This window comes from Pseudarthrobacter sp. C4D7 (assembly GCF_013359725.1).
In the GTDB taxonomy this organism is placed as follows: domain Bacteria; phylum Actinomycetota; class Actinomycetes; order Actinomycetales; family Micrococcaceae; genus Arthrobacter.
In genome coordinates, this window is sequence record NZ_JABFMW010000004.1 from 83596 (window position 1) to 108293 (window position 24698).

Sequence of the window (24698 nt, forward strand, 5' to 3'; positions counted from 1 at the left end):
CCCTGTGCCAGCAACCACCCGCCCCCGCAGGATCGGCATGATCGTGCCGTCCTCCAACACCTGCCTTGAACCCCAGACCTACCGCATCCTTGGCAGCCGCACGGATGTCACCGTGCACTTCACCCGTATCCCGGTCACCCGGATCGCCCTTGATGACTCCTCCGACCGCCAGTTCGACCCCGCCGGCATGCAGGAGGCAGCCAGGCTGCTGGCGACGGCGGACGTGGACGTGATCGCCTGGAACGGCACCTCGGGTTCATGGCTCGGATCAGAGCACGACCAGGAACTGGCCGGCGGCATCACAGCCGCCACCGGAGTCCCGGCCACCACCTCCACGCTGGCCTACCTTGAGGCTTTCCGGACTTTCGGCACAGAACGGATCGGTCTCTTCACGCCCTACACCGAGGACGTGAACCACCAGGTGATCGCGTCCTACGAGCGCGACGGCATCAAGACGGTGGAGCACCGGGCGCTGGGCCTGAGCGAGAACGAGTCCTTTGCCCGGGTGACCGACGACGAGATGCGCCCCGGCTCCCTGGAACTCGCCGCCGCGGCCCCTGATGCACTGGTATACCTGTGCACCAACCTGTACGGAGCCAACATCACCGCCGAAATAGAGCAGGCCACCGGGGTCCCGGTACTGGATTCGGTGGCGGTGACGCTGTGGCATGCCCTGAAGCTGGCCGGGGCGCCGCTGCTGGAACCGCGCTGGGGCCGGCTGCTGGGCTAGCGGCCCCGTCCCCGACCGCCCCTACATCCGCAGGGTGAGGGCACCGGGCTCCATGGTCATGAGCACGCGTTTGCCCTCGCCTTCGTGGTCGCCGTCCAGCTGGTAGTCGTCCTTGTGCTCCAGCGTGATCTCAACGGTCCTGCCCTGGAAGTACTCCACGGCCGTGTCCCGGTTCTTGCCCTTGCCGATGATGCCGGCCAGCACGGACAGCCAGCCCAGCTTGCCGTGGTGGGGCGCCAGGACAGCGATGTCCAGCAGGCCGTCGTCCACCTTGGCGTCGGGGAAGATCTCCAGGCCGCCCTGGACCTTGCCGCAGTTGCCCACCATCACACTGCGGACGCCACGGTGGACCACCTGCTTGCCGTCGATCACCACGGTGGCCTTGATGGGCTTGCCGGGCAGGTTCCGGATCCCTGCGTCCACATAGGCCAGCCAGCCCACCTTGTCCTTCAGGTCCTCGTTGGTGTCCGCCATGATGGTGGCGTCGTAACCCACTCCGGCCATGACCAGGAACAGCTGCTCCTTGTCCGGGTCGGTGCGGCGGGCGCGGACCACATCGATCTTCCGTTCGGTGCCTGCCAGGGCACCGGCCATGGCGGCGTCGTAATCGGTCACGTCCATGCCCAGGTTGCGGGCCAGCAGGTTGCCGGTTCCCAGGGGCAGCAGGCCCATGGGGGTGTCCCCGCCGGACAGGACCTCGGCCACGCAGCGGACAGTACCGTCCCCGCCTGCCGCGATGACGATGTCCGCGCCCTGGGCCAGTGCTTCCTTTGCCTGGCCGACGCCGGGATCCTCCTTGGTGGTCTCGAGCCAGATGGGCTCACCCCAGCCGTTTTCGACGCTGTGCCTGGCCACCAGGCCGCGCACGTCGATGTCCACCGGCTTGGCGGGGTTGACGATGATGGCGGCACGTTTGGGCGTAGTGGAGCTGGTTTCAGTCATGGCGTCCTCAATTGGCGGATGGAAAGCAAGCTTCTGAAAGAAGGGTAACCCGCCACGGGGGCGGTCCGGCGCAGCACGGCAGCCTACAGCGCCTTGACGGCACCCAGCACCTGGGCCAGGGAGTCCTTGGCATCACCAAACAACAAGGACGTCTGGGGCTCGTACAGCAGGTCGTTCTCGATGCCGGCGAAGCCCGGGCGCATGGAGCGCTTCAGGAACACCACCTGCCGGGCCTCGGCCACCTCCAGGATGGGCATCCCGTAGATCGGGGAGCCGGAGGAGGTCTTCGCGGCCGGGTTCACCACATCATTGGCGCCCACCACCAGCGCCACATCGGTGGTCTTGAACTCGGGATTGATCTCCCCCATCTCCTTCAGCGACTCATAGGGCACGTTGGCCTCCGCCAGGAGCACGTTCATATGCCCCGGCATCCGGCCGGCCACGGGATGGATGGCGAAATCCACCTCGATGCCGCGGGCTTCCAGGGCCTGGGCCAGTTCGGCAGCCGTGTGCTGGCCCTGCGCCACCGCCAGCCCGTAGCCGGGGACAATGATCACCCGCTGGGCGTACCCCAACAGAACTGCCACGTCCTCCGCCGAGGAGGAACGGACCGGACGCTCACTGACGACCATGGACCCCGCCGTCGAACCTCCACGGAACGCCCCGAACAGGATGCCCGCCACGCTCCGGCCCATGGCGGCGGCCATGGCGCGGGTGAGGATGGTGCCGGAGGCGCCCACCAGGGTGCCGGCCACCACCAGCAGGACGTTGCCCAGCACCAGGCCGGACGCCGCGACGGCCAGCCCGGTGAAGGCGTTCAGGAGCGAGATGACGATGGGCACGTCGGCGCCGCCCACGGGCAGCACCAGCAGCACACCGGCAGCCAGGCCCAGCACCAGCACCAGTGCCGCGAGGGGCAGCGACCCCGTGAAGACCACGGCCACACCGGACGCCACGCCGGCGAGAAGGACCACCGCCATCACCACCGGCAGGCCCGGAAAGACCACGGGCCGGGTGGTCATCAATTCCTGCAGCTTGGCGAACGTAATCCCTGAGCCGGCGAAGGACACCGCACCCACCAGGAGCGTGAAGACCACCGCAACCCGGACCCAGGGGTTCTCCGCATGGGCCAGTTCCAGCAGTGCCACCAACGCCGCCGCGCCGCCACCCACCCCGTTGAACAGGGCCACCAGCTGCGGCATCTGCGTCATTTTCACCCGCCGGGCCACCGGTGCCGCCACCGCTGAACCCACCGCGATGGCGGCCAGGATCCAGGGGATGTTCTCCAGGCGGGCGGACAGGAAGACGGTGACGACGGCGATCAGCGCCCCCAGTGCCCCCACCAGGTTGCCGCGGCGGGCCGTGCGCGGGGAACTGAGTCCGCGCAGGGCCAGGATGAAGCAGACCGCAGCGGCGAGATAGAGCAGGGAGGTCCAGACGGGGTCCAGGAGGCTCATTTGCTGCCTGCCTTCGGCTGGCCGCCGGCCTTGGCGGTGTTCTTCCTGGCATGGAACATGTGCAGCATCCGGTCGGTCACCACGAACCCTCCCACCAGGTTGGCCGTGGCCAGCACGACGGCGAGCAGCGCCGCCGCGAGCACCCAGGGGTCCGCCGCCTGGCCGGCGACAATGATGGCCCCCACCAGGATGATCCCGTGGATGGCGTTGGCGCCGGACATGAGGGGCGTATGCAGGGTGCTGGAGACCTTGGAGACCACCTCGAAACCGACGAACACCGCCAGCACGGTGATGGTCAGCAGCGCGGTACCGTCCATCAGCGTGCTCCTTCCGGGCCGGCCATCGGCGCGGCGGCCGTCCTTGCCGCCAGCAGGTCGGCCGTGGGCTGGTGCCGCACGTCACCGGCGTGGGTGAGGCAGGCACCGGCCACCACGTCGTCGTCGAAATCCAGGGTGGACTTCCCGTCGCGGACCAGCAGGGCCAGCAGGTTGGCGACGTTCTTGGCATACAGGCGGGAGGCGTCCGACGCCATCGCGGAGGCCGGATCCTTCAAGCCCACCAGGATGATGTGGCCCGTTCCGTCGGCCGTGGGAATGGGGATGTCCTGGCCTGCCACCGAGCCCTCCACATTGCCGCCGGACTCGGCGGCGAGGTCGACGACGACCGAGCCGGGGCGCATGCCCTCGACCATCCCGCGGGTCACCAGGAGCGGCGCCGGACGTCCGGGGACTGCTGCTGTGGTGATCAGGACATCCGACTGCGCCACATGGGGTGCCAACAGCTGCCGCTGCCGGGTGCCGGCGTCGGAACTGAGCTGCCGGGCATAGCCGCCGGCCGCTTCGGCGGTTTCAAGGTCCAAACGGATGAAGGTGCCGCCCATTGAGGCGACTTCGTCGGCTGAAGCGGGCCGGATGTCGTTCGCGAAGACGCGGGCTCCCAGCCGCTTGGCGGTGCCGATGGCCTGCAGCCCAGCCACGCCGGCGCCCAGCACCAGGACCCGCGCCGGCGGAACGGTTCCGGCGGCGGTCATGTACAGCGGGAAGAACCGCGGGAGCCTGATGGCGGCCTCCAGGACGCACCGGTACCCGGCTACCAGCGCCTGCGAGGTCAGGGCGTCCATGGACTGGGCGCGGGATATACGGGGAACCAGCTCCAGGGCGAAGGAGGTCACCGCGTTGTCGGCGAGCGCCTGGACGGTGGGCAGTTCGGACGACGGCGACGCGAGCCCCACCGTCACGGCTCCCCGCGCCAGGGACGCGGCCGTGCGCGGGTCAAGGGGCCGGACGTGGGCCAGGATGTCCAGCGATGCAAGGTCCAGCTGCGGGACGACGGCCGCGCCGGCGGCCCGGTACGCGGCATCGGCGTGCCCGGCACCGTCGCCGGCCCCGGTTTCCACCAGAACCTCAAGCCCCATCCCCATCAGCTGCCTGACGGTATCCGGAGTGGCGGCGACGCGCCGCTCGCCCTCCCTGCGTTCCCGCGGAATCCCCAGTTGCACCCGCCGACTCCTCTTCCTGACGAGCTGTGCAGCGGCCCTGCTGCACGGTTGGCACGAGTCTAGAGCGCGGCGGCCCCAGGCGGGAGTGGTCTGCGGGGAGCTTGTGGGTAACGATTCACCTGTCAGCCACTGCCCGCCACGCTGCGGAGGGCATGCTGTCCGGCAGAACCAGGTGGGTTATACGGCGCGGACGGCCGGGCCGCCGTAATCCAGGGCGATGCGCCGCGCGGCTTCCGTCAGCTGCGGAAGGACCGTTGCCTCGATATCCCGCGCCGCTGCCCGGTGGGTCTGCAGGGAAACGTTGGCGGCAGCCACCACCTCATTTCCGCGGCGGACCGGGACGGCCACACCCCGCAGGCCCTCCTCGAGTTCCTGCGAAACCATGGACCACCCCCTGGTCCGCGCCGCTTCCACTTCCGCCCGAAGGTCCTCAACGCTGCCGATGGAGCGGTCGGTAAAACGGCGCAGCTGGACCGACTGGAGGTACTCCTCAAGCTGCGGCGCCGGCAGCCCGGCGAGCAGGACCCGGCCCATCGATGTTGCCCATGCGGGGAAACGTGTACCGACGGTGATCGAAACGCTCAGCAGTCCCGGAGACGGCACGCAGACCACGTAAACCACGTCCTCGCCGTCGAGGATGCACAGGGCAGTGGTTTCGTTGAGCTCTGCCGCCAGGTCCCTGAGGTGGGGTTCGGCCACCCTGGGCAGGGTCAGGCCGGCGAGGTAGGAACGGCCCACGTCCAGTGACCGGGCCGTGAGTTCAAATGCCGGCCCCTGGGCCCGGACATACCCAAGATCCGCGAGGGTCAGCAGGAAGCGGCGGGCGGAGGCGCGGGTCATGTCCGTCCTGGCGGCAACCTGCGACACGGTAAGGCTGGGCTGGTCCGGGGTGAATGCGAGCAGGACGTCGAATGCCTTCTCAACCGACTTCACAAAGTAGGCTGCCTGCTCCTCCATTGACGTTGCCGTTCCTCTCTGAACCGTGGGCGCTCCTGCACCGGCCTGCGGTGCCCGTTCGATCTTATCGTTCGGGCCGTGGGGCTTTCAGTGCTTCTCCCGGAGCGCTGCCAGGGATTGCCGCAGCAGGTCACGGGCCCGTTCGTCCAGCCGCAGCAGGGGCACCATGGCCACGGCCTGCTCACGGAGGTGGTCCCAGCCGTCGATGCACCGGGCACCCAATTCCCTGGCCCGCTCAACGCTGGCTGTCACGTGCCGGGCATAGACGTAGTCGTACAGCACCGCGCCGGGGGCCAGTGAACCGCCACCCCAGACGGGGCCGTCCGTGGTCTTCTTTCCGACCGGGGTCGCGTTGATGATCAGGGACGCCGTGGACGCCAGCTCCTGCGCGTCCTGCCACGGGACCGCCTCCGCCTCGGTTCCAAAGCCGCGGGCCAGCTCAAGCAGCTCTTCGGCCGCCCGGACGTCGCGGTCCGCGATGGACACCTTTCCCACCGTGCCCTTGATCGCGACCAGGGCTGCCCGGGCCGCTCCCCCGGCGCCGAGCAACACCGCATGCCGCTGGTAGCCGTCCGCGAGAAGGACCTTCACGGCGGTAACGTCCGTGTTGTGTCCCGCCAGCCTGCCGTCCCGGCGGACCAGCAGGTTGCAGGCGCCGCTCAGCCGGACGGGACTGGTGGCGTCGTCGGCCGTTGCCGCTGCCCAGTGCTTGTGCGGCATGGTCACGTTCGCGGCCACGATGTCCGGTTCCAGGAGCCTGTCCCGGACCGGGGCCAGGTCGGCGCCGGCCGGCACGTCCCACGCCTCGTAGGTCCAACCGCCGCCGAGCTCCGCGAGGACCGGGTTCCAGAGGGCTGGGGACATGGCCTGTGATGCGGCGGAACCGATCAGGACCAGCCGGGCGGGACACCCGCGTGATTCGGCCATCATGCAACCTTTCGTCGTGCCGTTGTGATTGGCGTCACCGCCTAGTATCCTCGTTCTAGGCGCATTCCGCACATCTGTTCGCATTGCGTACAACTATTGATAAATCCCCACCTTCAGCGTGGAAGGAACCCCGACCATGACCCACACAGCAGCCGGAGCCCAGGCACAGTCGACGCCTGAAGCACAACGCCAGCTCAAGCGCGCCCGGAAGGCCGCCTTGGCCGCCTTCCTCGGCGGCGCCCTGGAGTATTACGACTTCTTTATCTATGCCACCGCCGCGTCGCTCGTCTTCTCGAAGATCTTCTTCCCGGGCGGCGACCCCACCGTGGCCCTCATCGCGTCGTTTGCCACGTTCGGCGTCGCCTATGTTGCGCGGCCCTTCGGTGCTGTTGTGTTCGGGCACCTCGGCGACAAGATCGGCCGCAAGAACACCCTGGTGCTCACCCTGGTGCTCATGGGCAGTGCCACGTTCCTGATCGGGGCCCTTCCCGACTTCAACGCCGCCGGCTACTGGGCCCCCGCGCTGCTGGTGGTGCTGCGCCTGATGCAGGGCCTGTCCGCCGGAGCGGAAACGGCAGGCGCCTCGGCACTCTCAACGGAGGAAGCGCCCGAGGGACGCCGCGGATTCTTCGCCAGCTTCGCCATGAGCGGCATCTCCGCCGGCATCGTCCTGGCATCCCTGGCGTTCCTGCCCGTGGCCGCCATGAGCGAAGCCGACCGGCTCGCCTGGGGCTGGCGGATCCCCTTCTGGCTCTCCCTCGTGGTCCTGATCGTCGCCTACCTGGTGCGCCGCTCGCTGGAGGAGCCGGAGGTCTTCGAGGAAAAGCAGGACCACGGCGAACTGGTGAAGCTCCCCTTCGCCAAGATGTTCCAGACGCACCCGGCGCAGTTCTTCCAGGTGGCGCTGATGTCCTTTGAAACAGTCACCAACACGTTCATGCAGTCCTTCGGCCTGGCTTATGCCGTCTCGGTGGGCGTCCCAGCCTCCACCATGCTGTGGGTCAGCATCCTGGGCAACGTCCTGGCGATCGCCAGCCAACCCATGATGGCACGGTGGTCCGACACCCTTGGCCGGCGGCCCATTTTCATCGGCGGCGTACTGGGCTCCGGCGCCATGATCTTCGTGTACTTCTGGGTGATCTCCACCGGCAACATCCCCATGATCTTCCTGACCAGCACGCTGATCACCGCCGGCACCTACTCCATGTCCAACGCCATCTACCCGGCCTGGTTCTCCGAGCTCTTCAACGTCAAGGTCCGCTACTCCGGGATGGCGATCGGGCTCCAGGTGGGCATCCTGTGCGCCGGCTTCACCCCGCTGCTGGGTACCGCCCTGGTGGGTGCGGACAAGGCCAACTGGGGTCCGGCAGCCTGGATCGTGGCCGGTTCCTCGATCCTGGCGGTGGCAGGTGCCTGGTGGGCGCGCGAAACCGCCAAGACCCCGCTCCGGGAGCTGGGCAACCATGTGAAGTAGCGGCTCTGGCGGCTTCCCACCAGACAGGAAGAGGCCGACGGCGGGAAGCACCCGCCGTCGGCCTCTTCAGTTAAAGCACGGCAACGCCGGCGGCAGAGGTCAGCCGCGGGCGGTGAGGTCAGCGGAGATGAGCCTGGCGGTGGCCGCGATCTCCTGCGCCACGGACGCCAGGTACGCCTGTGGGTCAGGTTTGGCCTCCACGGACTGGGCCTGCAGGGACACGTTCACGGCGGCCACCACCTTGGCGCCGTCGTAGACGGGCGCGGCGACGGACATGAGGCCCAGCTCCAGCTCCTGGTCCAGGAGGCACCAGCCCTGCGCCCGGACCGTTTCCAGGACGGCCAGCAGCTCCTGGACGGTCCCCAGTGCGTGGGGGGTGAGGGGCTTGATATCCGCGGCTGCCAGGTAGGTTTTGAGGTCCGCGGCCGGTAGATGTGCCAGCAGGACCCTGCCCATCGAGGTGGCGTAGGCCGGAAACCGCGTCCCCACGGTGATGCCGATAGTCATGATGCGGCGGGTGGTCACGCGGGCAATGTAGGCGATGTCCGTGCCGTCCAGCACCGCAGCGGAGGTGGACTCGCCCAATTTCAAGGACAGCTCTTCCAGGTGCGGCTGCGCCAACTGCGGCAGGGAAAGTCCCGAAAGGTAGGCGTAGCCCAGCTGGAGGACCTTCGCCGTCAGGGCGAAGGTCTTCCCATCGGTGCGCACGTAACCCAATTCCACGAGCGTGTGCAGGAAACGGCGTGCGGTGGCGCGGGTGAGGCCGGTCCGGACGGCAACCTCGGACAGCGTCATGACCGGGCTCCCGGCGTCGAAAGCGCGGATCACGGCCAGGCCCCGGGCCAGCGATTGGACGTACTGGTCGCTGGCCTGCGGAGCGGCCCGGGTATCTGTGCCTGCGGCGTCGGTCATGGTTACCAATCCTAGGTGCGGTGGCGGGCGCAGGCTCAGCCGGCGGCGGGCGCGGCCTTCAGCGGGACGGGGACCAGGTCCTGGAGTTCCTCGAGGGTGCAGCCGAAGGTTTCACGGACGGAGACGCCGTCCGGGCCGATCAGGAAGACGGCCTTGTCCGTGTAGGCGCGGGTGACGCAGCCGACGCCGGTGATCGGGTAGGAGCAGGCATCCACGATCTTGGAGGCACCTTCCCGGGTCAGCAGGGTCATCATCACGAAGACGTCCTTGGCGCCGGTGGCCAGGTCCATGGCACCGCCGACGGCGGGAATCGCCCCGGGTGCGCCGGTGTGCCAGTTGGCCAGGTCCCCGGTGGCGGAGACCTGGAAGGCGCCCAGGACGCAGATGTCCAGGTGCCCGCCGCGCATGATGGCGAACGAGTCAGCGTGGTGGAAGTAGGAAGCCCCCGGGAGTTCGGTGACGGGGATCTTGCCGGCGTTGATGAGGTCGCCGTCGATCTGGTCGCCCTTGGCTTCCGGGCCCATGCCGAGCATGCCGTTCTCCGTATGGAGGGTGATGTTCTGTTCCTCGGTGAGGTAGTTGGACACCAGGGTGGGCTGGCCGATGCCCAGGTTCACGAAGGATCCGGGCGCAATGTCCCTGGCCACCAGCTTGGCCAGGTCATCGCGGCCCAGCGGCGTTTCGGACGTCTTGAGGCTGGTTTCGGTGAGGCTCATCTCAGGCCACCTTTTCTGCTGCGCTGCCGCTGCCGGCAACTTTGACGATGCTGTTGACGTAGATCCCCGGGGTGACCACGTTCTCCGGGTCCAGCCCGCCGGTGGGGACGATGTCGGACACCTGGACGATGGTGTGCTTCGCGGCCGCGGCCATGATGGGGCCAAAGTTCCGGGCGGTCTTGCGGTACACCAGGTTGCCCTTGCCGTCCGCCTTCAGGGCCTTGACCAAGGCGACGTCGGCGTGGATGGGGGTCTCGAAGACCTGCCACTTGCCGTCCAGGAACCGGGTTTCCTTGCCCTCGGCGAGCATGGTGCCGTAGCCGGTGGGGGTAAAGAACCCTCCGATGCCGGCCCCGGCGGCGCGGATGCGCTCGGCAAGGTTTCCCTGCGGGACGAGTTCGAGTTCGATTTCGCCGGCCTTGTACTTGGCGTCGAAGTGCCAGGAATCTGACTGCCGCGGGAAGGAGCAAATCATCTTCTTCACCCGGCCCTCCTTGATCAGCAGGGCCAGGCCCTGTTCGCCCTGGCCGGCGTTGTTGTTCACCACAGTCAGGTCCGTGGCCCCGCAGTCCAGCAGCGCATCGATCAGCTCGAACGGCTGGCCGGCGTTGCCGAACCCGCCGATCATCACGGTGGAGCCGTCCTTGATGCCGGCGACGGCGTCCTGGACCGAATCAACAAAGTTCAGCATGGCTTACGCCTTTCCGTTCGAAGCAGTCACGTTTTCGAGCACGACAGCCAGGCCCTGGCCCACGCCGATGCAGATGGCAGCGACGCCCCAGCGTTCACCCGAGGCCTGCAGGGACCGGGCCAGGGTGCCCAGGATCCGGGTCCCGGAGGCACCCAGGGGGTGTCCCATGGCGATGGCGCCGCCGTGCCGGTTCACGATCGAGTGGTCGACGCCCCAGGCGTTGATGCAGGCCAGGGACTGCGCGGCGAAGGCCTCGTTAAGTTCGACGGCGCCCACCTGCTCCCAGCCGATACCCGCCTTTTCGAGGGCCTTGTTCGCCGCCTCGACCGGGGCGTAGCCGAAGTACTGCGGATCATTGGCGTGCGCCCCGCGCCCGGCGATACGCGCCAGCGGGTCCAGCCCCAGCAGCCCGGCGGCCGCCTCAGATCCGATCCAGGCCGCGGAGGCGCCGTCGGACAGCGGGGACGCGTTACCGGCGGTAACCGTGCCGTTCTCTGCCCGGAACACGGTCTTCAGGCCGGCGAGCTTCTCGGCAGAGGAACCCGGGCGGACGCCTTCGTCCCGGACCAGGTCGGTGCCGGGGACCGGGGTGACCAGGTTGTCGTAGAACCCCTCATCCCAGGCCGCGGCGGACAGGTTGTGCGAGGCGGCGGCGAACTCATCCTGCGCCTCGCGGGTGACGCCATATTTTTCGCGGAGCCGCTCGGTGGCCTCGCCCAGGGAGATGGTCCACTCCTTGGGCATCGCCTTGTTCACCAGGCGCCAGCCCAGCGTGGTGGACGCCAGGGTCATGTCCCCGGCCGGGTAGGGCTTCTCCGTCTTGGGCAGCACCCACGGGGCGCGGGACATCGACTCCGCGCCACCGACGAGCATCAGGTCGGCGTCACCGGCGTTGATCTGGCGGGAGGCAATAATGGCCGCATCCAGCGAGGACCCGCAGAGCCGGTTCACCGTGGTGCCCGGGATGGACACCGGAAGCCCGGCCAGCAGCGTGCCCATCCGGGCGATGTTGCGGTTCTCCTCACCGGCACCGTTCGCGTTGCCGAACACCACCTCATCGATCCGCTCGACGTCGAGGGCCGGCGCCCGCTTGACGGATTCCTTGATCACGTGCGCGGCAAGGTCATCCGGACGCACGCCGGCAAGGCCGGAGCCGAACTTGCCAAAGGGGGTGCGCACAGCGTCGTACACGAAAGCCTGGTTCATCGGGTGGTGTCCATTTCTCGAAAGACCTGCTGGGCGGTCTTGAAGGCGGTGTTGGCGGAGGGGACTCCGCAGTAGATGGCGGTCTGCAGCAGGATTTCCTTGATTTCGTCCCTGCTGAGGCCGTTCCGGAGGGCGGCGCGGATGTGCATGGCCAGCTCCTCCCAGTGGCCGTGCGCCACCATGGCGGTGATGGTGACCGCGGAGCGCATCTGGCGGGTCAGGCCGGGCCGGGTCCAGATTCCGCCCCAGGCGATGCGGGTGATCATGTCCTGGAAGTCGGCGGTGAATTCGTCCTTGTTGGCGTTGGCCCGGTCCACGTGCGCGTCGCCCAGCACGTCCCGCCGGACCGCCATTCCGCCGTCGTAGATTTCCTGGCTGGTGGCGCCGGGCTGGACTACGCCGTGGCGCTGTGCCCCGTCGTGTTCAGCGCCGCTCACTGGGCGGCCTGCCGTGATTCGGCCCAGGTGGCCAGGCTGCGCATCAGGTCCGCAACATGGGCCGGGGCCTCCGCGGGTGCCAGGTGGGAGATGCCCTCCACGGTCACCGCCGTCGCGGTGCCGCCACCGGCGGTGATCCCCGCAGCCACATCCTCGGCCATGGCGGGCGTGGCCACACCGTCCAGGGACCCGGCGATGACCTGGGTGGGGACGGTGATGCTGCCCAGCTCGTCGCGGACGTCGAAGGCGGCCAACGCTTCGCAGCAGAAGGCGTAGCTGAAGCGGTCGGCGTCGCGCAGGGCGTGCAGGAGCCTGCTGCTGAACTCGGGTTCGCGGTCCATGAAGCCGGGCGCGAACCAACGCTGAGCGGACCCCTGGATCATCACCGGTGTGCCCTGCGTGCGGACGGTTTCCGCGCGCTCCAGCCAGCCTTCGGGGGTGCCGATCTTGGCGCCGCTGTTCTGCACGGACAGGCTCTTAAGCCGTCCACCGTGCTTGATGCCGAGCTGCAGGCCCACCGCGCCGCCCAGGGAAACCCCGGCGTAGTGGAAGTTTTCGCCGGGGGCGATGGAGTCCACCAGGTCCACGACGGCGTCAGCGAGCGCGGCCACGTCGAACCCTTCGCCGGCGGCGGGCGAAACCCCGTGGCCGGGGAGGTCCCAGGCCACCACGTCGAAATCGTTGCCGAGCAGGGACGCCACCCTGTTCCACAGGATCGTGGAGGTGCCCAGGGACGGCCCTGCCACGATCAGGGGGTGGTCGCCCAGGGGACGTTGGGGGGACAGCAGCGCTGCCTTCAGGGCCGGCTTAGCCACGGGAAGCTCCATTCGCGTCGGGGGTGGGGGAAGTGAATTCGGGGTAGGCGGCAAGGATGCGACGGGTGATTTCCGCCGCCTGGCCCAGGTAGCTGGCAGGGTCCAGGAGTTCCTCCAGCCGGTCGTCCGGGACGACGGCGGCGGGGACGACTTCGCGGAACAGCCTGCGGTACGTTCCGGCCTGCTCCGACGGAGGTGCTTCGAGGGTCCGGTCCACCACCTGTTGCAGCTGCTGCTTGCCGGTGCGCCCATCATGCTCCGCAAGCAGCGGAGCCACGGCTGCAGTGACGCCTTCGGCCAGCAGCAGCGGACCGGACAGGTCGAGGTTGCGGCGCATGCCGTCCGGGAACACCCGGAGTCCTTCGGCGAGTTCCCGCAGGTGGCCTGCTGCGCCGAGGGCCAGGGCCAGCAGTTGGCGGAGGGCCGGCCATTCGGTGTGCCAGGCGCCGTCCGGGCGTTCGTCGTTGAAGTTGGCGGCGGCCACGTGCAGCTGGGCGGCCAGCTGCGGTGCCTGCAGCGCGGCGCTCCGGACCAGGACAGACAGCACCGGGTTCTGCTTCTGCGGCATGGCCGAGGACACGCCCCGCCCGGCTGCCCGCGGCTCGGCGACCTCAGCCACCTCGGGCCGGCTCAGGAACAGGATGTCCGCTGCGATCTTTCCGGAGGCGTCCAGCACGGACACCAGCGCATGGCCCAGGGAGGTGATGGCCAGGCGGTTGGTGTGCCAGGGAGCCATGGCCGGGGCCAGCTCCAGCTGGGCCGCCAGGGCATCAGCCAAGGTAAACGGCGTGGCGGAGGAGCCATCCGTCAATACGGTTCCGGCGGCGAGGGTTCCCGCCGCCCCGCCGAACTGGACCGGGAACTCCAGGGTGTCCAGTTGCCGCCCCGCAGCGGCCAGGCCCTGGAACCACTGCGCGGCGCGCAGCCCAAAGGTGTAGGGAAGCGAATGCTGCGTCAGGCTCCTGCCCACGCACAGCGTGTCCGCATGCTGCCCGGCAAGGTGCGCCAGCGCCGTCGTGGTGCCTTTCACGTCCGCCAGCACCGCGTGGACGGTGTTGCGGGCCAGCAGCATGAGGGCAGTGTCCAGCACGTCCTGGCTGGTCAGGGAGGTGTGCACGGCCTTCGCGGCACCAACTCCGGCGGTATCCAGCGCCGCCACGTTCTTCCGGAGGTCAGCCAGCAGCGGGATCACCGGGTTGCCGCCGCCCTGGGCGCGAAGAGCGATGCCGGCGAGGTCGTACCGGCCGGCCTCAGCAGCCGAGGCGACGACGGCGGCCGACCCGGCAGGTGCCAGCCCGGCCCGTTGCAGCACGGCGGCCCAGCCGGCTTCGACGGCGAGGATGGCCGCCAGCACTGCCCGGTCCCCCGTCAGCGCCGCCACCAATGGCGACGCTGAGACGGGGGTGAGCAGGCCGGCGTCGGCCTCCTCCGCGAAGGCGCGCAGGTCTCCCAGGGCGGCAGTGTGGGTCACTGGAAGTCCAGGAAGACCGTCTCGCCCTCACCCTGGAGGCGGATGTCCCAGGTGAGGCCGCCGTCGGGGTCGCGGCGGGCGATGAGCGTCTTGCGGCGCTCCGGGTCCAGCGAGCTCAGCAGGGGGTCGTTGGCCAGGGCCTCGGTGTCCTCCGGCAGGTAGATGCGGGTGAAGAGCCGGTTGGTCAGGCCGCGGGCGAAGAGCGCCACCGAAATGAACGGTGCCGCGCCCGGCTTGGTGGGGCCGGGGTTGACGGTGGTGAAGGTGAAGACGCCGGAGTTGCCCACGGCGCCGCGGCCCCAGCCGGTGAAGGTGTAGCCGTCGCGGACCAGGGAGCCGGTGCGCTGGACCACCTTGCCGTCGGCGTCGGGCTGCCAGATTTCCAGGATGGCGTCCGGGATGGTGTGGCCGGCGCCGTCATAGACCGTGCCCTGCAGGCGGATGGAGCCCGGGAAGCCGGGAGGCAGGAGTTCGTTGTCCTTCTCGAACGGGAGCGCGTAGCCGTAGAACGGGCCCACGGTCTGGCCGGGGGTGGGTACCAGTTTGGTCATCTTTCCTACTCCTCGTCGCCTGCGGCGCCGAGCGCCTCGTTTTCGGTCCAGGTCCGCTTGGGACCGGTCAGGACGATGTCCCAGTTGTAGCCCAGGGCCCATTCGGGTTCGGTGAGGCTGTGGTCGTAGGTGGCCACCAGGCGGTCGCGGGCGTCCTGGTCCACGATGGTCTGGTAGATCGGATCCAGCGGGAAGAGCTGGTCTCCCGGGAAGTACATCTGGGTGATGATGCGCTGGGTGAACTCGGTGCCGAACAGCGAGAAGTGGATGTGCGCCGGCCGCCAGGCGTTCAGGTGGTTCTTCCAGGGGTAGGCGCCGGGCTTGATGGTGGTGAACCGGTACGAGCCGTCCGGGCCGGTGATGCAGCGCCCGATGCCGGTGAAGTTGGGGTCGATGGGCGCGGGGTGCTGGTCGCGCTTGTGGATGTAGCGGCCGGAGGAGTTGGCCTGCCAGATCTCCACCAGTTGGCCCGCCACCGGGCGGCCGTCGCCGTCCAGGACCTTGCCGGAGACGATGATGCGCTCACCCAGGGGCTCGCCGTTGTGCTGGATGGTCAGGTCCGATTCCAGGGCGTGCACGTCCTGGTGACCGAAGGCCGGCGAGTAGAGCTCGATGGTTTCCGGGTCCGCGTGCTGCAGGCTCTTGGTGGGGTGGCGCAGGATGCTGCTGCGGTACGGCGGGTAGTCCAGCCGGGGCTGGATCTCCGGCTGGCCGCCGTCCTTGAGCGCGCGGCGGTAGGCCTCGCCGATGGCGTTGATCTCTGCGCTGAGGTCCGCCTGCGACTCGATGGCCTTGTCCAGGGGCTGGTGGGCAGCCTTCGGTTCGGCCGGGGGCACGAGTTCCTCCGACTCCAGCTCAGCGGTGATGTCTTCCGGCATGGCTGGCTCCTTTCTGATCTGTTGGTTTGGTGCGTCTGGTCTGGTCTAAGTGGTGCGGTGCAGCGAGTCGTACTGGACCGCGTGCCGCACCGGGGCGTTCGGGGCGCCGTAGCCGTCGTAGCCGCCGCGGCGTTCCACCATTTCGAAGAACACGCTGCCCACGGTGGCGGTGTAAAAGTGCAGGAATTCGCCGTCGGCATCCCGGTCGAACAGCAGGTTGAGGTCCCGCAGGGTGGCCAGGAAGCCGGGGTCCAGGTCGAACCGGGCGCCCAGGTCCTCGTAGTAGTTGGCCGGGATCTGCAGGAATTCCAGGCCGCGCTCCCGGGCGTCACGGGCAGCGGCCACCAGGTCCTCCACGGCGAAGGCGATGTGTTCCTGGTAGGTCTTGCGGGCCTCGTTCCGGGCCTGCTGGATGGGGGCGAGGTTCAGGACCAGCCGCACCGCGCCGTCGGAGGTCTGCATGACCTGCGAGCGCACCAGCCCGCTGGGGCTGGGAACCTCGGCGAAGGGCTGCGGCTCCAGGGCCAGGGCGCTGGTGTAGAACAGGACAGCTTCATCGAAGTGCTGCCACGGCTGGGCCAGATTAACGTGGTCAATGACCGCCGTGGTTCCGGCCGAGGGGTGTTCCAGGCCTTCGCCAAATTCGTGCGTCCACGCCGCGGTCCCGTCCGGGCTGCCCTGGCAGAGGAAGATCTCGGTGGAATCCGGCGCGGCGATGCCCTGGAACACTTCCTCGTCCGCCTGAACCTTGCGGGCCACCACGGGGGCCTTGAGCTGCTGGGCCCGGGCTGAGGCAATTACGGGGGAATCGACGTCGAACCCCAGCGCCGCGATGGCGGGTTCCGCGTGCTGCGCTGCCTGTTCGTTGATGATCACCCGGGCCTGGCCCATGGTCCACAGCTGGACGTCCTTGGTGCGGTGCCGGCCTTCGAACTGGAACCCGAGCTGGCCCAGGAGCTTCTCCAGCTGGGCGGTGTCGTCCGCCTTGACCTCGGCAAAGTTGAAACCGGCGGGTTCGTTCACCGTGGGCAGCGTGGCCAGTTCCATGGGATAACGACGGCGGCGCGGGCCTGGGTTGCTCGGCGCGGCGTCGGTACCGGCGAGCCACTTGGCGCTTTGCTCCTCCAGCCAGATCAGGGACCGCATGGCGTCCACCGCGGTGCGTTCCAGGTCCGACTGCCGGAAGACGTCGTTGAAAACCTCCAGCGAGACCGGCCCGGTGTAGCCCGCGCGGACCACATGGCCCATGAACTTGGCCAGCTCGAACTGTCCCTCGCCCGGGAACACGCGGTAGTGGCGGCTCCAGGACAGGACGTCCATGGAAAGCTTGGGGGCGTCCGCCACCTGGACGAAGAAGATTTTCTCCGGGTTGATGTCCTCGATGGGGGCGGTGTCCCAGTCGCGGGAGAGGATGTGGAAGGAGTCCAGGCAGGTGCCCAGGTTGGGGTGGTCCACCATTTCCACCAGCTGGCTGGCGTGCTCGTAGTCGTTGACGTACTTGCCCCAGGCCAGGGCCTCGTAGGCCACCTTGATGCCGTGGTCCCCGGCCAGGTTTGCCAGCTGTGCCAGCTGTTCGGCGCGGACGGCGTCGTCGTCAATGGTGGCGGTGGCAACGTTGGAGCACACCAGGATGGTGTCCATGCCCAGCCGCGCCATGAGCTTGAACTTGGCCTCGGCGCGCCGGAGGTTGGCCTTGAGCAGGTCCGGGGTGACGCCGTCGAAATCGCGGAACGGCTGGTACAGGTCCAGGCCGAGGCCCAGGTCCGCTGCCATCCTGCGTACGTCCTCGGGGCCCAGCGGTGAGGTGACCAGGTCCTGCTCGAAGATCTCAATCCCGTCAAAGCCGGCGATGGCGCAGGCCTGCATCTTTTCCTTCAGGGTGCCGGAGAGGCACACGGTGGCGATTCCGGTGCGCATCAGGCGGTCACCTCCTCGGCGGCTACGAGTTCCAGGAAGTGCGAGCGCATGCGCTCCGGGTCCGCTTCCAGGCCGGTGAAGATCCGGAACGCGTCGGCGGCCTGGCCTACTGCCATCCGTCCGCCGTCCAGGACCTCGCAGCCCTTGGCGCGGGCGCCGCGGACCAGTTCGGTGTCGATGGGGCGGTAGACGATGTCCGCCACCCAGTGCCGGGGCTCCAGCAAATCCAGGTCCAGCGGGACGCCGGGGTGGGCTGCCATGCCTACCGGCGTGCAGTGCACCAGGCCGTCGGTCACGCGCATCAGCTGCGGCAGCTCCGTCGTCGTGCGTGCCGTCACGGTGCTGTCCGGGAAGAAGCCTGCCAGTTCGGCGGCCCGCGCCGCGGCGCGCTGCGGATCCATGTCCACCAGGTCCAGCGTTCTTACGCCTGCGCTGAGCAGGGCGTAGGCGACGGCGGACCCGGCCCCGCCTGCGCCGAGCTGCACCACGCGGTCCAGCCGCGCACCGGGGAGGCCGGATGCCAGGGCGGCGGCGAAGCCGGAGAAATCGGTGTTGTGGCCAATGAAGCGGCCGTCGCGGATCACCACGGTGTTGACGGCACCGAGGCGTTGGGCGTCGGGGGAGACCTCGTCCAGGTGCTGCAGGACCAGCTGCTTGCAGGGATGGGTAATGTTCAGGCCGTTGAAGCCCAGGGTGCGGGCACTGTCCAGGATGGCGCCTACCGCTTCCCCGGCCAGCCCCAGGTCCAGCAGGTCGATGGGCCGGTACAGGTAACGCAGGCCCTGCACGTCACCTTCCCGTTCGTGCATGGGCGGCGTGAGCGATGGCGTCACGCCATCACCAACCAGCCCTACAAGGTAGGACTCAGTCCGATTGCTCATGCGTGCAGCTCCTTTGGTACGGCACCGGACAGGGGCTGGTGTCGGCCTCGCTGCGGGGTGATAGGGATTAAGGTACAACAAATGTTCACTTATCGCACTGTTGTTCTACATACGAACATCCATGCTGATGCGGGAGCCCCCTGGGCTCCTGCGGGCCTAGCGCTGTGGCAGCCTTGCGGCCAGTTCAGCCGCGGCCTCCTGCAGGACGGGGACATGCGCAACCAAGCCGTCCAGGTCCAGCCGGAAGACAGGCACGGCGGTTGCCAGCGAGGCGAAGGCGTGCCCCTGGTCGTTGAGCAGCGGTACGGCCACGGCGCGCATGCCGGCCTCATTCTCCTCATCCATGACGGCATAGCCCTGCCGGCGCACCTTCCCGATTTCAGCAGCGAAGGCTTCGCGGTCCGTAATGGATTTGCCGGTCAGCGCCTCCAGCGGGACCTCGGCCAGCAGCTTTTCCCGCTCCCCATCCTCGGCAAATGCCACCAGGGCCTTGCCCACGGCGGTCGTGGAAAGCGAGCCCAGGTGGCCGGGGTCGCTGGTGACGCGGAAGGTCTGCGGGCCATCCACCTTACTGACGGTCAAGTGGTGCAGGCCATCCCGGACACTGAGGATCGTGGCCTCGCCGGTCTGTTCAGTGACGCGGCGCAGGATGGGCATGGCCGTGCCGGCGAAGCCGTGGTGGTTGGAGACGCGCTGCCCCAACTGGAAGATCCGCAGGCCCAGGTGGTACCGGCGGCCATCCGGTTCGTAGTCGACAAAACCGTCGCGGGTCAGCGAGCCCAGCAGGCGGTAGGTGGTGCTGAACGGAAGCTCGGCGCGGCGGGAAATCTCGGCAGCACTGGCACCGCGGGGCTCATCGCCCAGGAGGACCAGCAACCCCAGGGCTTTGCCCACCATGTCCGTGCGGTCCGCGGGACGTGCCCCCACCTTGCCCTCGGGCGGCATGGCATTGACTGGTTCGGCCGGGCGGACATCGGCAGCGGATTCATCATTGGCCGCTGTGGCTTGGTTCACACTCATACGTCGATGTTGCCACAATGTGAGAGCTATTTCTAGATAGTGATTATTTTCTTGACAGGTGACTGTCCTCACAGTCATAGTTTCTGTATCGCAAAAGTAGCTCCCACCATGTGGCTACACATGCCGGGTCTTTCCCACGGACTCCCGCCGCAACCCTGCCCGCACCAAGGCCTCGGCGGCTGCGCCTCCAGATCCATCCGCGACAATGTCGTCACACCAAAGGAACACCATGAGCAAGACACTTCCCTCCGCAGGGCCAGGTGCTCTCACCTCCACAGGGACGCCCCGCAAAGCCGCCCTCGCCAGCTTCCTGGGCAGCGCCGTCGAGTATTACGACTTCTTCATCTTTGGCTCGGCCGCAGCGCTGATCTTCCCCACGGTCTTTTTCCCCAGCGCTGACGCCAATGCCGCCATCATGTCCTTCGCAACATTCGGGTTCGCCTACGTTGCCCGGCCTATCGGGGCCATCATTCTGGGCCACTTCGGTGACCGGGTGGGGCGCCAGAAGGTCCTCATGTTCACGCTGGTGCTCATGGGCGCCTCCACCTTCGTCATCGGCTGCCTGCCGGACTTCAAGACCATGGGCTGGTGGGCCCCGGCGCTGCTGGTGCTGGCCCGGCTCTGCCAGGGGCTCTCCGCTGCCGGCGAGCAGGCCGGCGCCTCCTCCATGACCCTGGAGCACGCGCCGGACAACCGCCGCTCCTTCTTCACCTCCTGGACCCTCACCGGCACCCAGGGCGGCCAGATCCTCGCGGCCCTGGTGTTCATCCCCGTCCTGGCACTGCCGGACGAGATCAAGTTCGGCATCGGCTGGCGCATCCCGTTCTGGCTCAGCGCCGCAGTGGTGGTGGTCGCGTTCCTGATCCGCCGCACCCTGCACGAGCCGCCCGCTTTCCAGGAAGCCCGGAAGAACGCCCAGATCGCCAAGCTCCCCGTGGCCGACCTGCTCAAGGGCCACTGGCGCGACGTCCTCCGCGTGATCTGCTGCGCCTTCATCGCGGCCGTGTCCACCGTATTCGGCACCCTGGCCATCAGCTATGCCAAGACAGTGGCCGGCGTGGACGGCACCACCACCCTGTGGCTGGTGGTTGCCGCCAACATCGTGGCCCTGGGCACCCAGCCCCTCTTCGGAATGCTGGCGGACAGGATCGGCCGCAAACCGGTGTTTATCTACGGCGCCCTGGCCAGCGCGGTCCTGACTCCCGCCTTCCTGCTGAGCCTTGAGTCCCGCAGCGTCCCGCTGATGTTCCTGGCCGCCATCGGCTACTTCTCCTGCGGCTACGCAGCTGCCAACGCCGTCTGGCCGTCCTTCTATGCCGAAATGTTCAGCACCAAGGTTCGCTTCTCCGGCCTGGCCATCGGCACCCAGCTGGGCTTCCTGATGGCAGGATTCGCGCCGGCCATTGTGGCCGCCATGGGCGGGATCAAGCCCGGCGGCTGGGTGCAGATCAGCATCTTCACCGCCATCATCTGCGCCGTCGCAGCCGTGTCCGCACTGACCGCCAAGGAATCGTTCCGGACCCCCACCGCCCGGCTCGGCCTGAAGTAGGCCCCCGCCGCATACAGACTGGCCCGGTTTTCAGGCCGGAGAGCCCGCCATTCCCCCCAATGGCGGGCTCTCCCCCGTTAACACCGGGCCAGTCTGTGAGGACGCTGCGCTGCGGCTACCGGCCGGTCTCCAGCACCGAGGCGAGGTCGAAGGTCACCGGCTCCTCCAGTTGCGCGTAGGTGCAGGATTCCGGGTGCCGGTCCGGCCGCCAGCGGTTGAACTGCGCCGTGTGGCGGAACCGCTCGCCCTCCATGTGGTCGTAACGGACCTCCACCACCAGTTCCGGCCGCAGCGGCACAAAGGACAGGTCCTTCCCGGCACTCCAGCGGCTCCCCTCGGCATTGCGCGGCGTCCGTTCACCGTCCTCCTGCTTGGCCCAGGCCCACGGATGGTTGTCGAAGTCCGTCACCAGCGGCTGGAGTTCCTGGAACAGCTCCTGCCGGCGCTTCATCGGGAAGGCCCCGATCACGCCCACGCTGGCCAGGCCACCGTCCTCCTTATAGAGGCCCAGCAGCAGCGAGCCGATGGCATCCGGCCCGCTCTTGTGCAGCCGGTAGCCGGCCACCACGCAGTCAGCGGTCCGCTCGTGCTTGACCTTGAACATCACCCGCTTGTCCGGCTCGTACCGGCCCTCCAGCCGCTTGGCCACAATGCCGTCCAGCCCGGCCCCCTCAAACTGTTCGAACCACTGCGAAGCGGTCTCCTTGTCCGTGGTGGCCGCGGTCAGGTGCACCGGCGCCTTGGTGGCGGCGAGCGCCTTCTCCAGCGCGGCCCTCCGCTCCGCAAAGGGCTTGGCAGTGTAGTCCTCGTCGCCCAGTGCCAGGAGGTCGAAGGCCACAAAGCTGGCGGGGGTCTGTTCCGACAGCATCTTGACCCGGCTGGCGGCGGGGTGGATCCGCTGCTGCAGCGTGTCGAAATCCAGCCGGTCCCCGGAGGCCCCCACCAGGATGATCTCGCCATCCACCACGCAGCGCGGGGGCAGGTTTTCCTTGAGCGCGGCCACCAGTTCCGGGAAGTAGCGGGTCATGGGTTTTTCGTTGCGGCTGCCGATCTCCAGGTCATCGCCGTCACGGAAAATGATGGACCGGAAGCCGTCCCACTTGGGCTCGTAGCTGAGGGCTCCGCCGCCGGGGATACCGTCGATGCCGCTGACGGCCTTGGCGAGCATGGGCGGGACGGGCGGCATCACGGGAAGTTCCATGTGCCCATTCTTGCCCGGCCGGCAGTCCGCGCGATAGGGCGGCGCGCCCGGTGTCAGGCCGCCAGCAGCCAGACCACCAGCACCAGGACCGGCGCAGCGGCGGCCGTGGAAAGCAGGATGGTCTCCCGCGCCACAGCCACGCCCCGGCCGTACTTGCTGGCGAACAGGAAGACATTCTGGGCTGAGGGGAGCGCCGCCATGAGCACCACGCCCAGGAGCATGTGGTGGTCCAGGTTGAACAGGAAACGTCCGACGACGAACGCCACGCCGGGCATCACAGCGGACTTCAACGCCGTGGCAGTAAGGATTTCGGCCGTGTGCCCGCCGCTCCGGAGCATCCTGGTGCCGCGCAGCGACATGCCGAAGGCCAGGAGCACCACCGGGACCGCCGCACCGCCCAGCAGGGTCAGCGGCGCCATCACCGGGGCGGGCAGTTCGACGTGGAACGCGGCCAGGACCACGCCGAGCAGTGAGGCGATGATCATGGGGTTGCGAAAGGGCTGGGTGAGCATGAGCCGGGGCGAGAACCGGCCGGCCGCCGAGAAGTCCAGCAGGGTCAGGACCAGCGGGGCGAACAGGAGGAGTTGGACCAGCAGGACCGGGGCCACCGGCGTTGCGTCCCCCAGGGCATAAAGCGTGATGGGAATGCCGATGTTGTTGGCGTTGACGTAGGAGCCTGCCATGGCACCCACCGCCGTCTCGGCCAGGGGCCGTGGGAACCAGATCCGGCTCGCCGCCACGTATATCAGCGCGGTGGCCGCCGCCGTGATCATGGCCAGCGGAACATAGGCGGAAAAGACCACTGACAGGTCCGATTTCAACACCACCGTGAACAGCAGGACCGGGTTGGTGATGAAGAAGGCGGTGCGGGTCAGTGCCGAAATGGTGGGTTCATCGCCCAGGCCGCAGCGCGCAGCAAGGTACCCCACGGCGATGACGACGCCGATCACCGCCAGTCCCACCAGCACACCGCCCACGCGGGTCCTTCCGTCCGGTTCCGCCGTGCACCACCGCAGGAAGGCGGTACTACAAGTCCACAACTTATCGAATAAGGTGCCGGATGCCAGCATGCGTCCACGGATTGGCCGCTCCGGCCGCCTGCCGCCGCGCTTTGTGAAAAGATCAACCATGCGCGCCATGCAACACTCCAGCAAACTCCGGAACGTCCGCTACGAACTCCGCGGACCCATCCTTGAGGCCGCCAAGAACATGGAGGCCGAGGGCCACCGGATCCTGAAAATGAACCTCGGGGACACGGCGCCTTTCGGGCTGGAGGCTCCCGAGTCCGTGGTGGTGGACATGATCCACCACCTCCGCGGCGCCCAGGGCTACAGCGATTCCAAGGGCATCTTTACGGCCCGCACGGCCATCTCGCAGTACTACCAGACCCGCGGCCTGATGAACATCGGTGTCGAGGACATCGTGGTGGGCAACGGCGTCAGCGAATTGATCTCCATGTGCCTGCAGGCATTCATGGAGAACGGCGACGAAATCCTGGTCCCCGCCCCGGACTACCCCCTGTGGACCGCCGCCGTGACCCTGACCGGCGGCAAGGCCGTGCACTACATCTGCGACGAAGCCGAGAACTGGTGGCCGGACATGGCCGATGTGGAAGCGAAGATCACCAACCGCACCAAAGGCATCGTGATCATCAATCCGAACAACCCTACGGGCGCCGTCTACCCACGGCACATCCTGGAACAGTTCGCCGGCCTGGCCCGGAAGCACAACCTGGTGCTGTTCTCGGACGAGATCTACGAAAAAGTGCTCTACGGGGACGCCACGCACATCCACACCGCGGCGGTGGCCGAGGACGTCTGCTGCCTGACTTTCAGCGGCCTGTCCAAGGCCTACCGGATGCCCGGCTACCGTGCCGGGTGGGTGGCCATCACCGGTCCGCTGGCAGCCACCGCCGCTTACCGTGAAGCGCTGGAACTGCTGGCGTCGCTCCGGCTGTGCGCCAACGTTCCCGCGCAGCACGCCATCCAGACCTGCCTTGGCGGGTACCAGAGCATCGACGCGCTGGTGAAGCCGGGCGGGCGGCTGCGCGAGCAGCGGGACCTCGCCCACAAACTCCTTACTGCCATTCCCGGCGTCACCTGCGTCCCGGCGTCGGGCGCCATGTACCTTTTCCCGCGCCTGGACCCGGAACTGTACCCGATCGAGAGCGATGAGAAATTCGTCCTGGACCTGCTCCGGGACCAGAAGATCCTGGTCTCCCACGGCTCGGCCTTTAACTGGCCTGCACCGGACCACTTCCGGTTTGTCATCCTTCCCTCGGTGCTGGACATCGAGGAAGCCGTAAGGCGGATCTCCACCTTCCTGGCGGCCTACCGGGGCGGGGCAACCGCCTGAAACCTTTGCGGCGCGAAGAACTAACCGCGCCCTAACCGCGGGGAAACCGGTACGCAACATTCCCGGACCACACTTGGTAGTGCAGGCAAGAGCCGGCACCAGCTCCAGCCAGG

General features: G+C 68.1%; 24 protein-coding genes. 4 read left to right on the forward strand and 20 right to left on the reverse strand.

What is annotated here, in order from left to right:
• Positions 1-4 precede the first annotated feature (4 nt).
• Entirely contained in the window at positions 5-730 is a 726-nt protein-coding gene (locus HNO81_RS04965) for an aspartate/glutamate racemase family protein (protein WP_371818165.1), read from the forward strand.
• Between the two features lie 21 nt (positions 731-751).
• Here HNO81_RS04965 and HNO81_RS04970 read toward each other — a convergent pair whose 3' ends face one another.
• From HNO81_RS04970 to HNO81_RS04995, 6 genes are all read right to left on the reverse strand, one after another.
• Positions 752-1672, reverse strand: coding sequence for a diacylglycerol kinase family protein (locus tag HNO81_RS04970; protein ID WP_175317029.1), 921 nt, complete (start codon positions 1670-1672; stop codon positions 752-754).
• Between the two features lie 83 nt (positions 1673-1755).
• Positions 1756-3129, reverse strand: a complete 1374-nt coding sequence (locus HNO81_RS04975) for an NAD(P)(+) transhydrogenase (Re/Si-specific) subunit beta (RefSeq protein ID WP_175317030.1) — start codon at positions 3127-3129, stop codon at positions 1756-1758.
• Positions 3126-3446 carry an NAD(P) transhydrogenase subunit alpha gene (locus HNO81_RS04980; protein ID WP_175317031.1) on the reverse strand — a complete coding sequence of 107 codons (321 nt, stop codon included), beginning with the start codon at positions 3444-3446 and terminating at the stop codon, positions 3126-3128. The genes HNO81_RS04975 and HNO81_RS04980 overlap by 4 nt, the downstream gene beginning before the upstream one ends.
• Positions 3446-4627 carry a Re/Si-specific NAD(P)(+) transhydrogenase subunit alpha gene (locus tag HNO81_RS04985; protein ID WP_175317032.1) on the reverse strand — a complete coding sequence of 394 codons (1182 nt, stop codon included), beginning with the start codon at positions 4625-4627 and terminating at the stop codon, positions 3446-3448. Before HNO81_RS04985 ends, HNO81_RS04980 begins: the two co-directional genes overlap by 1 nt.
• Positions 4628-4804: 177 nt before the next feature.
• Positions 4805-5584, reverse strand: coding sequence for an IclR family transcriptional regulator C-terminal domain-containing protein (locus HNO81_RS04990; RefSeq protein ID WP_175317033.1), 780 nt, complete (start codon positions 5582-5584; stop codon positions 4805-4807).
• A gap of 87 nt (positions 5585-5671) precedes the next feature.
• Positions 5672-6511 (reverse strand): shikimate dehydrogenase, encoded by an 840-nt coding sequence (locus tag HNO81_RS04995; protein ID WP_175317034.1) that lies wholly within the window; start codon positions 6509-6511, stop codon positions 5672-5674.
• A 136-nt stretch (positions 6512-6647) separates the two neighbouring features.
• Between HNO81_RS04995 and HNO81_RS05000 the strand changes: the two genes are divergently transcribed.
• Positions 6648-7985 (forward strand): MFS transporter, encoded by a 1338-nt coding sequence (locus HNO81_RS05000; protein ID WP_175317035.1) that lies wholly within the window; start codon positions 6648-6650, stop codon positions 7983-7985.
• A 99-nt stretch (positions 7986-8084) separates the two neighbouring features.
• On the opposite strand, the gene HNO81_RS05005 is transcribed toward HNO81_RS05000, so the two are convergent.
• From HNO81_RS05005 to HNO81_RS05060, 12 genes are all read right to left on the reverse strand, one after another.
• The gene (locus HNO81_RS05005) at positions 8085-8897 is read right to left on the reverse strand and encodes an IclR family transcriptional regulator C-terminal domain-containing protein (protein WP_175317036.1); all 813 of its coding nucleotides are present in this window, start codon (positions 8895-8897) and stop codon (positions 8085-8087) included.
• 35 nt (positions 8898-8932) lie between these two features.
• On the reverse strand, positions 8933-9613 hold the full coding sequence (locus tag HNO81_RS05010) for a 3-oxoacid CoA-transferase subunit B (RefSeq protein ID WP_175317037.1): 681 nt from the start codon (positions 9611-9613) through the stop codon (positions 8933-8935).
• A 1-nt stretch (position 9614) separates the two neighbouring features.
• A complete protein-coding gene (locus HNO81_RS05015) occupies positions 9615-10304 on the reverse strand; it encodes a 3-oxoacid CoA-transferase subunit A (protein ID WP_175317038.1) in 690 nt (229 codons plus the stop codon).
• Between the two features lie 3 nt (positions 10305-10307).
• Positions 10308-11510, reverse strand: a complete 1203-nt coding sequence (locus tag HNO81_RS05020) for a thiolase family protein (RefSeq protein WP_175317039.1) — start codon at positions 11508-11510, stop codon at positions 10308-10310.
• Positions 11507-11947, reverse strand: coding sequence for a 4-carboxymuconolactone decarboxylase (gene pcaC, locus HNO81_RS05025; protein ID WP_175317040.1), 441 nt, complete (start codon positions 11945-11947; stop codon positions 11507-11509). The genes HNO81_RS05020 and pcaC overlap by 4 nt, the downstream gene beginning before the upstream one ends.
• Positions 11944-12762, reverse strand: coding sequence for an alpha/beta fold hydrolase (locus tag HNO81_RS05030; protein WP_175317041.1), 819 nt, complete (start codon positions 12760-12762; stop codon positions 11944-11946). Before HNO81_RS05030 ends, pcaC begins: the two co-directional genes overlap by 4 nt.
• Positions 12755-14233: a lyase family protein gene (locus HNO81_RS05035; protein WP_175317042.1), complete on the reverse strand. Its 1479-nt coding sequence runs from the start codon at positions 14231-14233 to the stop codon at positions 12755-12757. Before HNO81_RS05035 ends, HNO81_RS05030 begins: the two co-directional genes overlap by 8 nt.
• Positions 14230-14784 carry a protocatechuate 3,4-dioxygenase subunit alpha gene (pcaG, locus tag HNO81_RS05040; RefSeq protein WP_175317043.1) on the reverse strand — a complete coding sequence of 185 codons (555 nt, stop codon included), beginning with the start codon at positions 14782-14784 and terminating at the stop codon, positions 14230-14232. The genes HNO81_RS05035 and pcaG overlap by 4 nt, the downstream gene beginning before the upstream one ends.
• A 5-nt stretch (positions 14785-14789) precedes the next feature.
• Entirely contained in the window at positions 14790-15662 is an 873-nt protein-coding gene (gene pcaH, locus HNO81_RS05045) for a protocatechuate 3,4-dioxygenase subunit beta (RefSeq protein WP_175317044.1), read from the reverse strand.
• 45 nt (positions 15663-15707) lie between these two features.
• Positions 15708-17579: a bifunctional sugar phosphate isomerase/epimerase/4-hydroxyphenylpyruvate dioxygenase family protein gene (locus tag HNO81_RS05050; RefSeq protein ID WP_175317045.1), complete on the reverse strand. Its 1872-nt coding sequence runs from the start codon at positions 17577-17579 to the stop codon at positions 15708-15710.
• A complete protein-coding gene (locus HNO81_RS05055; RefSeq protein ID WP_175317046.1) occupies positions 17579-18460 on the reverse strand; it encodes a shikimate dehydrogenase in 882 nt (293 codons plus the stop codon). Before HNO81_RS05055 ends, HNO81_RS05050 begins: the two co-directional genes overlap by 1 nt.
• 156 nt (positions 18461-18616) lie before the next feature.
• The gene (locus HNO81_RS05060; RefSeq protein WP_175317047.1) at positions 18617-19480 is read right to left on the reverse strand and encodes an IclR family transcriptional regulator; all 864 of its coding nucleotides are present in this window, start codon (positions 19478-19480) and stop codon (positions 18617-18619) included.
• Positions 19481-19709: 229 nt separating this feature from the next.
• On the opposite strand from HNO81_RS05060, the gene HNO81_RS05065 reads away from it, so the two are divergent.
• A complete protein-coding gene (locus HNO81_RS05065; protein ID WP_175317048.1) occupies positions 19710-21029 on the forward strand; it encodes an MFS transporter in 1320 nt (439 codons plus the stop codon).
• Between the two features lie 115 nt (positions 21030-21144).
• Here the strand turns inward: HNO81_RS05065 and HNO81_RS05070 are convergent, their stop codons facing one another.
• Both HNO81_RS05070 and HNO81_RS05075 read right to left on the reverse strand, forming a co-directional pair.
• The gene (locus tag HNO81_RS05070) at positions 21145-22230 is read right to left on the reverse strand and encodes an ATP-dependent DNA ligase (RefSeq protein ID WP_175317049.1); all 1086 of its coding nucleotides are present in this window, start codon (positions 22228-22230) and stop codon (positions 21145-21147) included.
• A 53-nt stretch (positions 22231-22283) separates the two neighbouring features.
• Entirely contained in the window at positions 22284-23207 is a 924-nt protein-coding gene (locus tag HNO81_RS05075) for an AEC family transporter (protein ID WP_175317050.1), read from the reverse strand.
• Positions 23208-23358: 151 nt separating this feature from the next.
• Between HNO81_RS05075 and HNO81_RS05080 the strand changes: the two genes are divergently transcribed.
• Positions 23359-24585, forward strand: coding sequence for a pyridoxal phosphate-dependent aminotransferase (locus HNO81_RS05080; protein ID WP_175317051.1), 1227 nt, complete (start codon positions 23359-23361; stop codon positions 24583-24585).
• The last annotated feature ends 113 nt before the right edge of the window (positions 24586-24698 follow it).

Excerpts from the sequence above, each read along its gene's own strand:
- HNO81_RS04990 (WP_175317033.1), bottom strand. The coding sequence starts at position 5,584 with ATGGAGGAGCAGGCAGCCTACTTTGTGAAGTCGGTTGAGAAGGCATTC.
- HNO81_RS04980 (WP_175317031.1), bottom strand. The coding sequence starts at position 3,446 with ATGGACGGTACCGCGCTGCTGACCATCACCGTGCTGGCGGTGTTCGTC.
- HNO81_RS05055 (WP_175317046.1), bottom strand. The coding sequence starts at position 18,460 with ATGAGCAATCGGACTGAGTCCTACCTTGTAGGGCTGGTTGGTGATGGC.
- HNO81_RS05010 (WP_175317037.1), bottom strand. The coding sequence starts at position 9,613 with ATGAGCCTCACCGAAACCAGCCTCAAGACGTCCGAAACGCCGCTGGGC.
- pcaG (WP_175317043.1), bottom strand. The coding sequence starts at position 14,784 with ATGACCAAACTGGTACCCACCCCCGGCCAGACCGTGGGCCCGTTCTAC.
- HNO81_RS05020 (WP_175317039.1), bottom strand. The coding sequence starts at position 11,510 with ATGAACCAGGCTTTCGTGTACGACGCTGTGCGCACCCCCTTTGGCAAG.
- HNO81_RS05015 (WP_175317038.1), bottom strand. The coding sequence starts at position 10,304 with ATGCTGAACTTTGTTGATTCGGTCCAGGACGCCGTCGCCGGCATCAAG.
- HNO81_RS04970 (WP_175317029.1), bottom strand. The coding sequence starts at position 1,672 with ATGACTGAAACCAGCTCCACTACGCCCAAACGTGCCGCCATCATCGTC.
- HNO81_RS05000 (WP_175317035.1), top strand. The coding sequence starts at position 6,648 with ATGACCCACACAGCAGCCGGAGCCCAGGCACAGTCGACGCCTGAAGCA.
- HNO81_RS05005 (WP_175317036.1), bottom strand. The coding sequence starts at position 8,897 with ATGACCGACGCCGCAGGCACAGATACCCGGGCCGCTCCGCAGGCCAGC.
- HNO81_RS04975 (WP_175317030.1), bottom strand. The coding sequence starts at position 3,129 with ATGAGCCTCCTGGACCCCGTCTGGACCTCCCTGCTCTATCTCGCCGCT.
- pcaH (WP_175317044.1), bottom strand. The coding sequence starts at position 15,662 with ATGCCGGAAGACATCACCGCTGAGCTGGAGTCGGAGGAACTCGTGCCC.
- HNO81_RS05050 (WP_175317045.1), bottom strand. The coding sequence starts at position 17,579 with ATGCGCACCGGAATCGCCACCGTGTGCCTCTCCGGCACCCTGAAGGAA.
- HNO81_RS04995 (WP_175317034.1), bottom strand. The coding sequence starts at position 6,511 with ATGGCCGAATCACGCGGGTGTCCCGCCCGGCTGGTCCTGATCGGTTCC.
- HNO81_RS05080 (WP_175317051.1), top strand. The coding sequence starts at position 23,359 with ATGCGCGCCATGCAACACTCCAGCAAACTCCGGAACGTCCGCTACGAA.
- HNO81_RS05060 (WP_175317047.1), bottom strand. The coding sequence starts at position 19,480 with ATGAGTGTGAACCAAGCCACAGCGGCCAATGATGAATCCGCTGCCGAT.
- HNO81_RS05065 (WP_175317048.1), top strand. The coding sequence starts at position 19,710 with ATGAGCAAGACACTTCCCTCCGCAGGGCCAGGTGCTCTCACCTCCACA.
- HNO81_RS05070 (WP_175317049.1), bottom strand. The coding sequence starts at position 22,230 with ATGGAACTTCCCGTGATGCCGCCCGTCCCGCCCATGCTCGCCAAGGCC.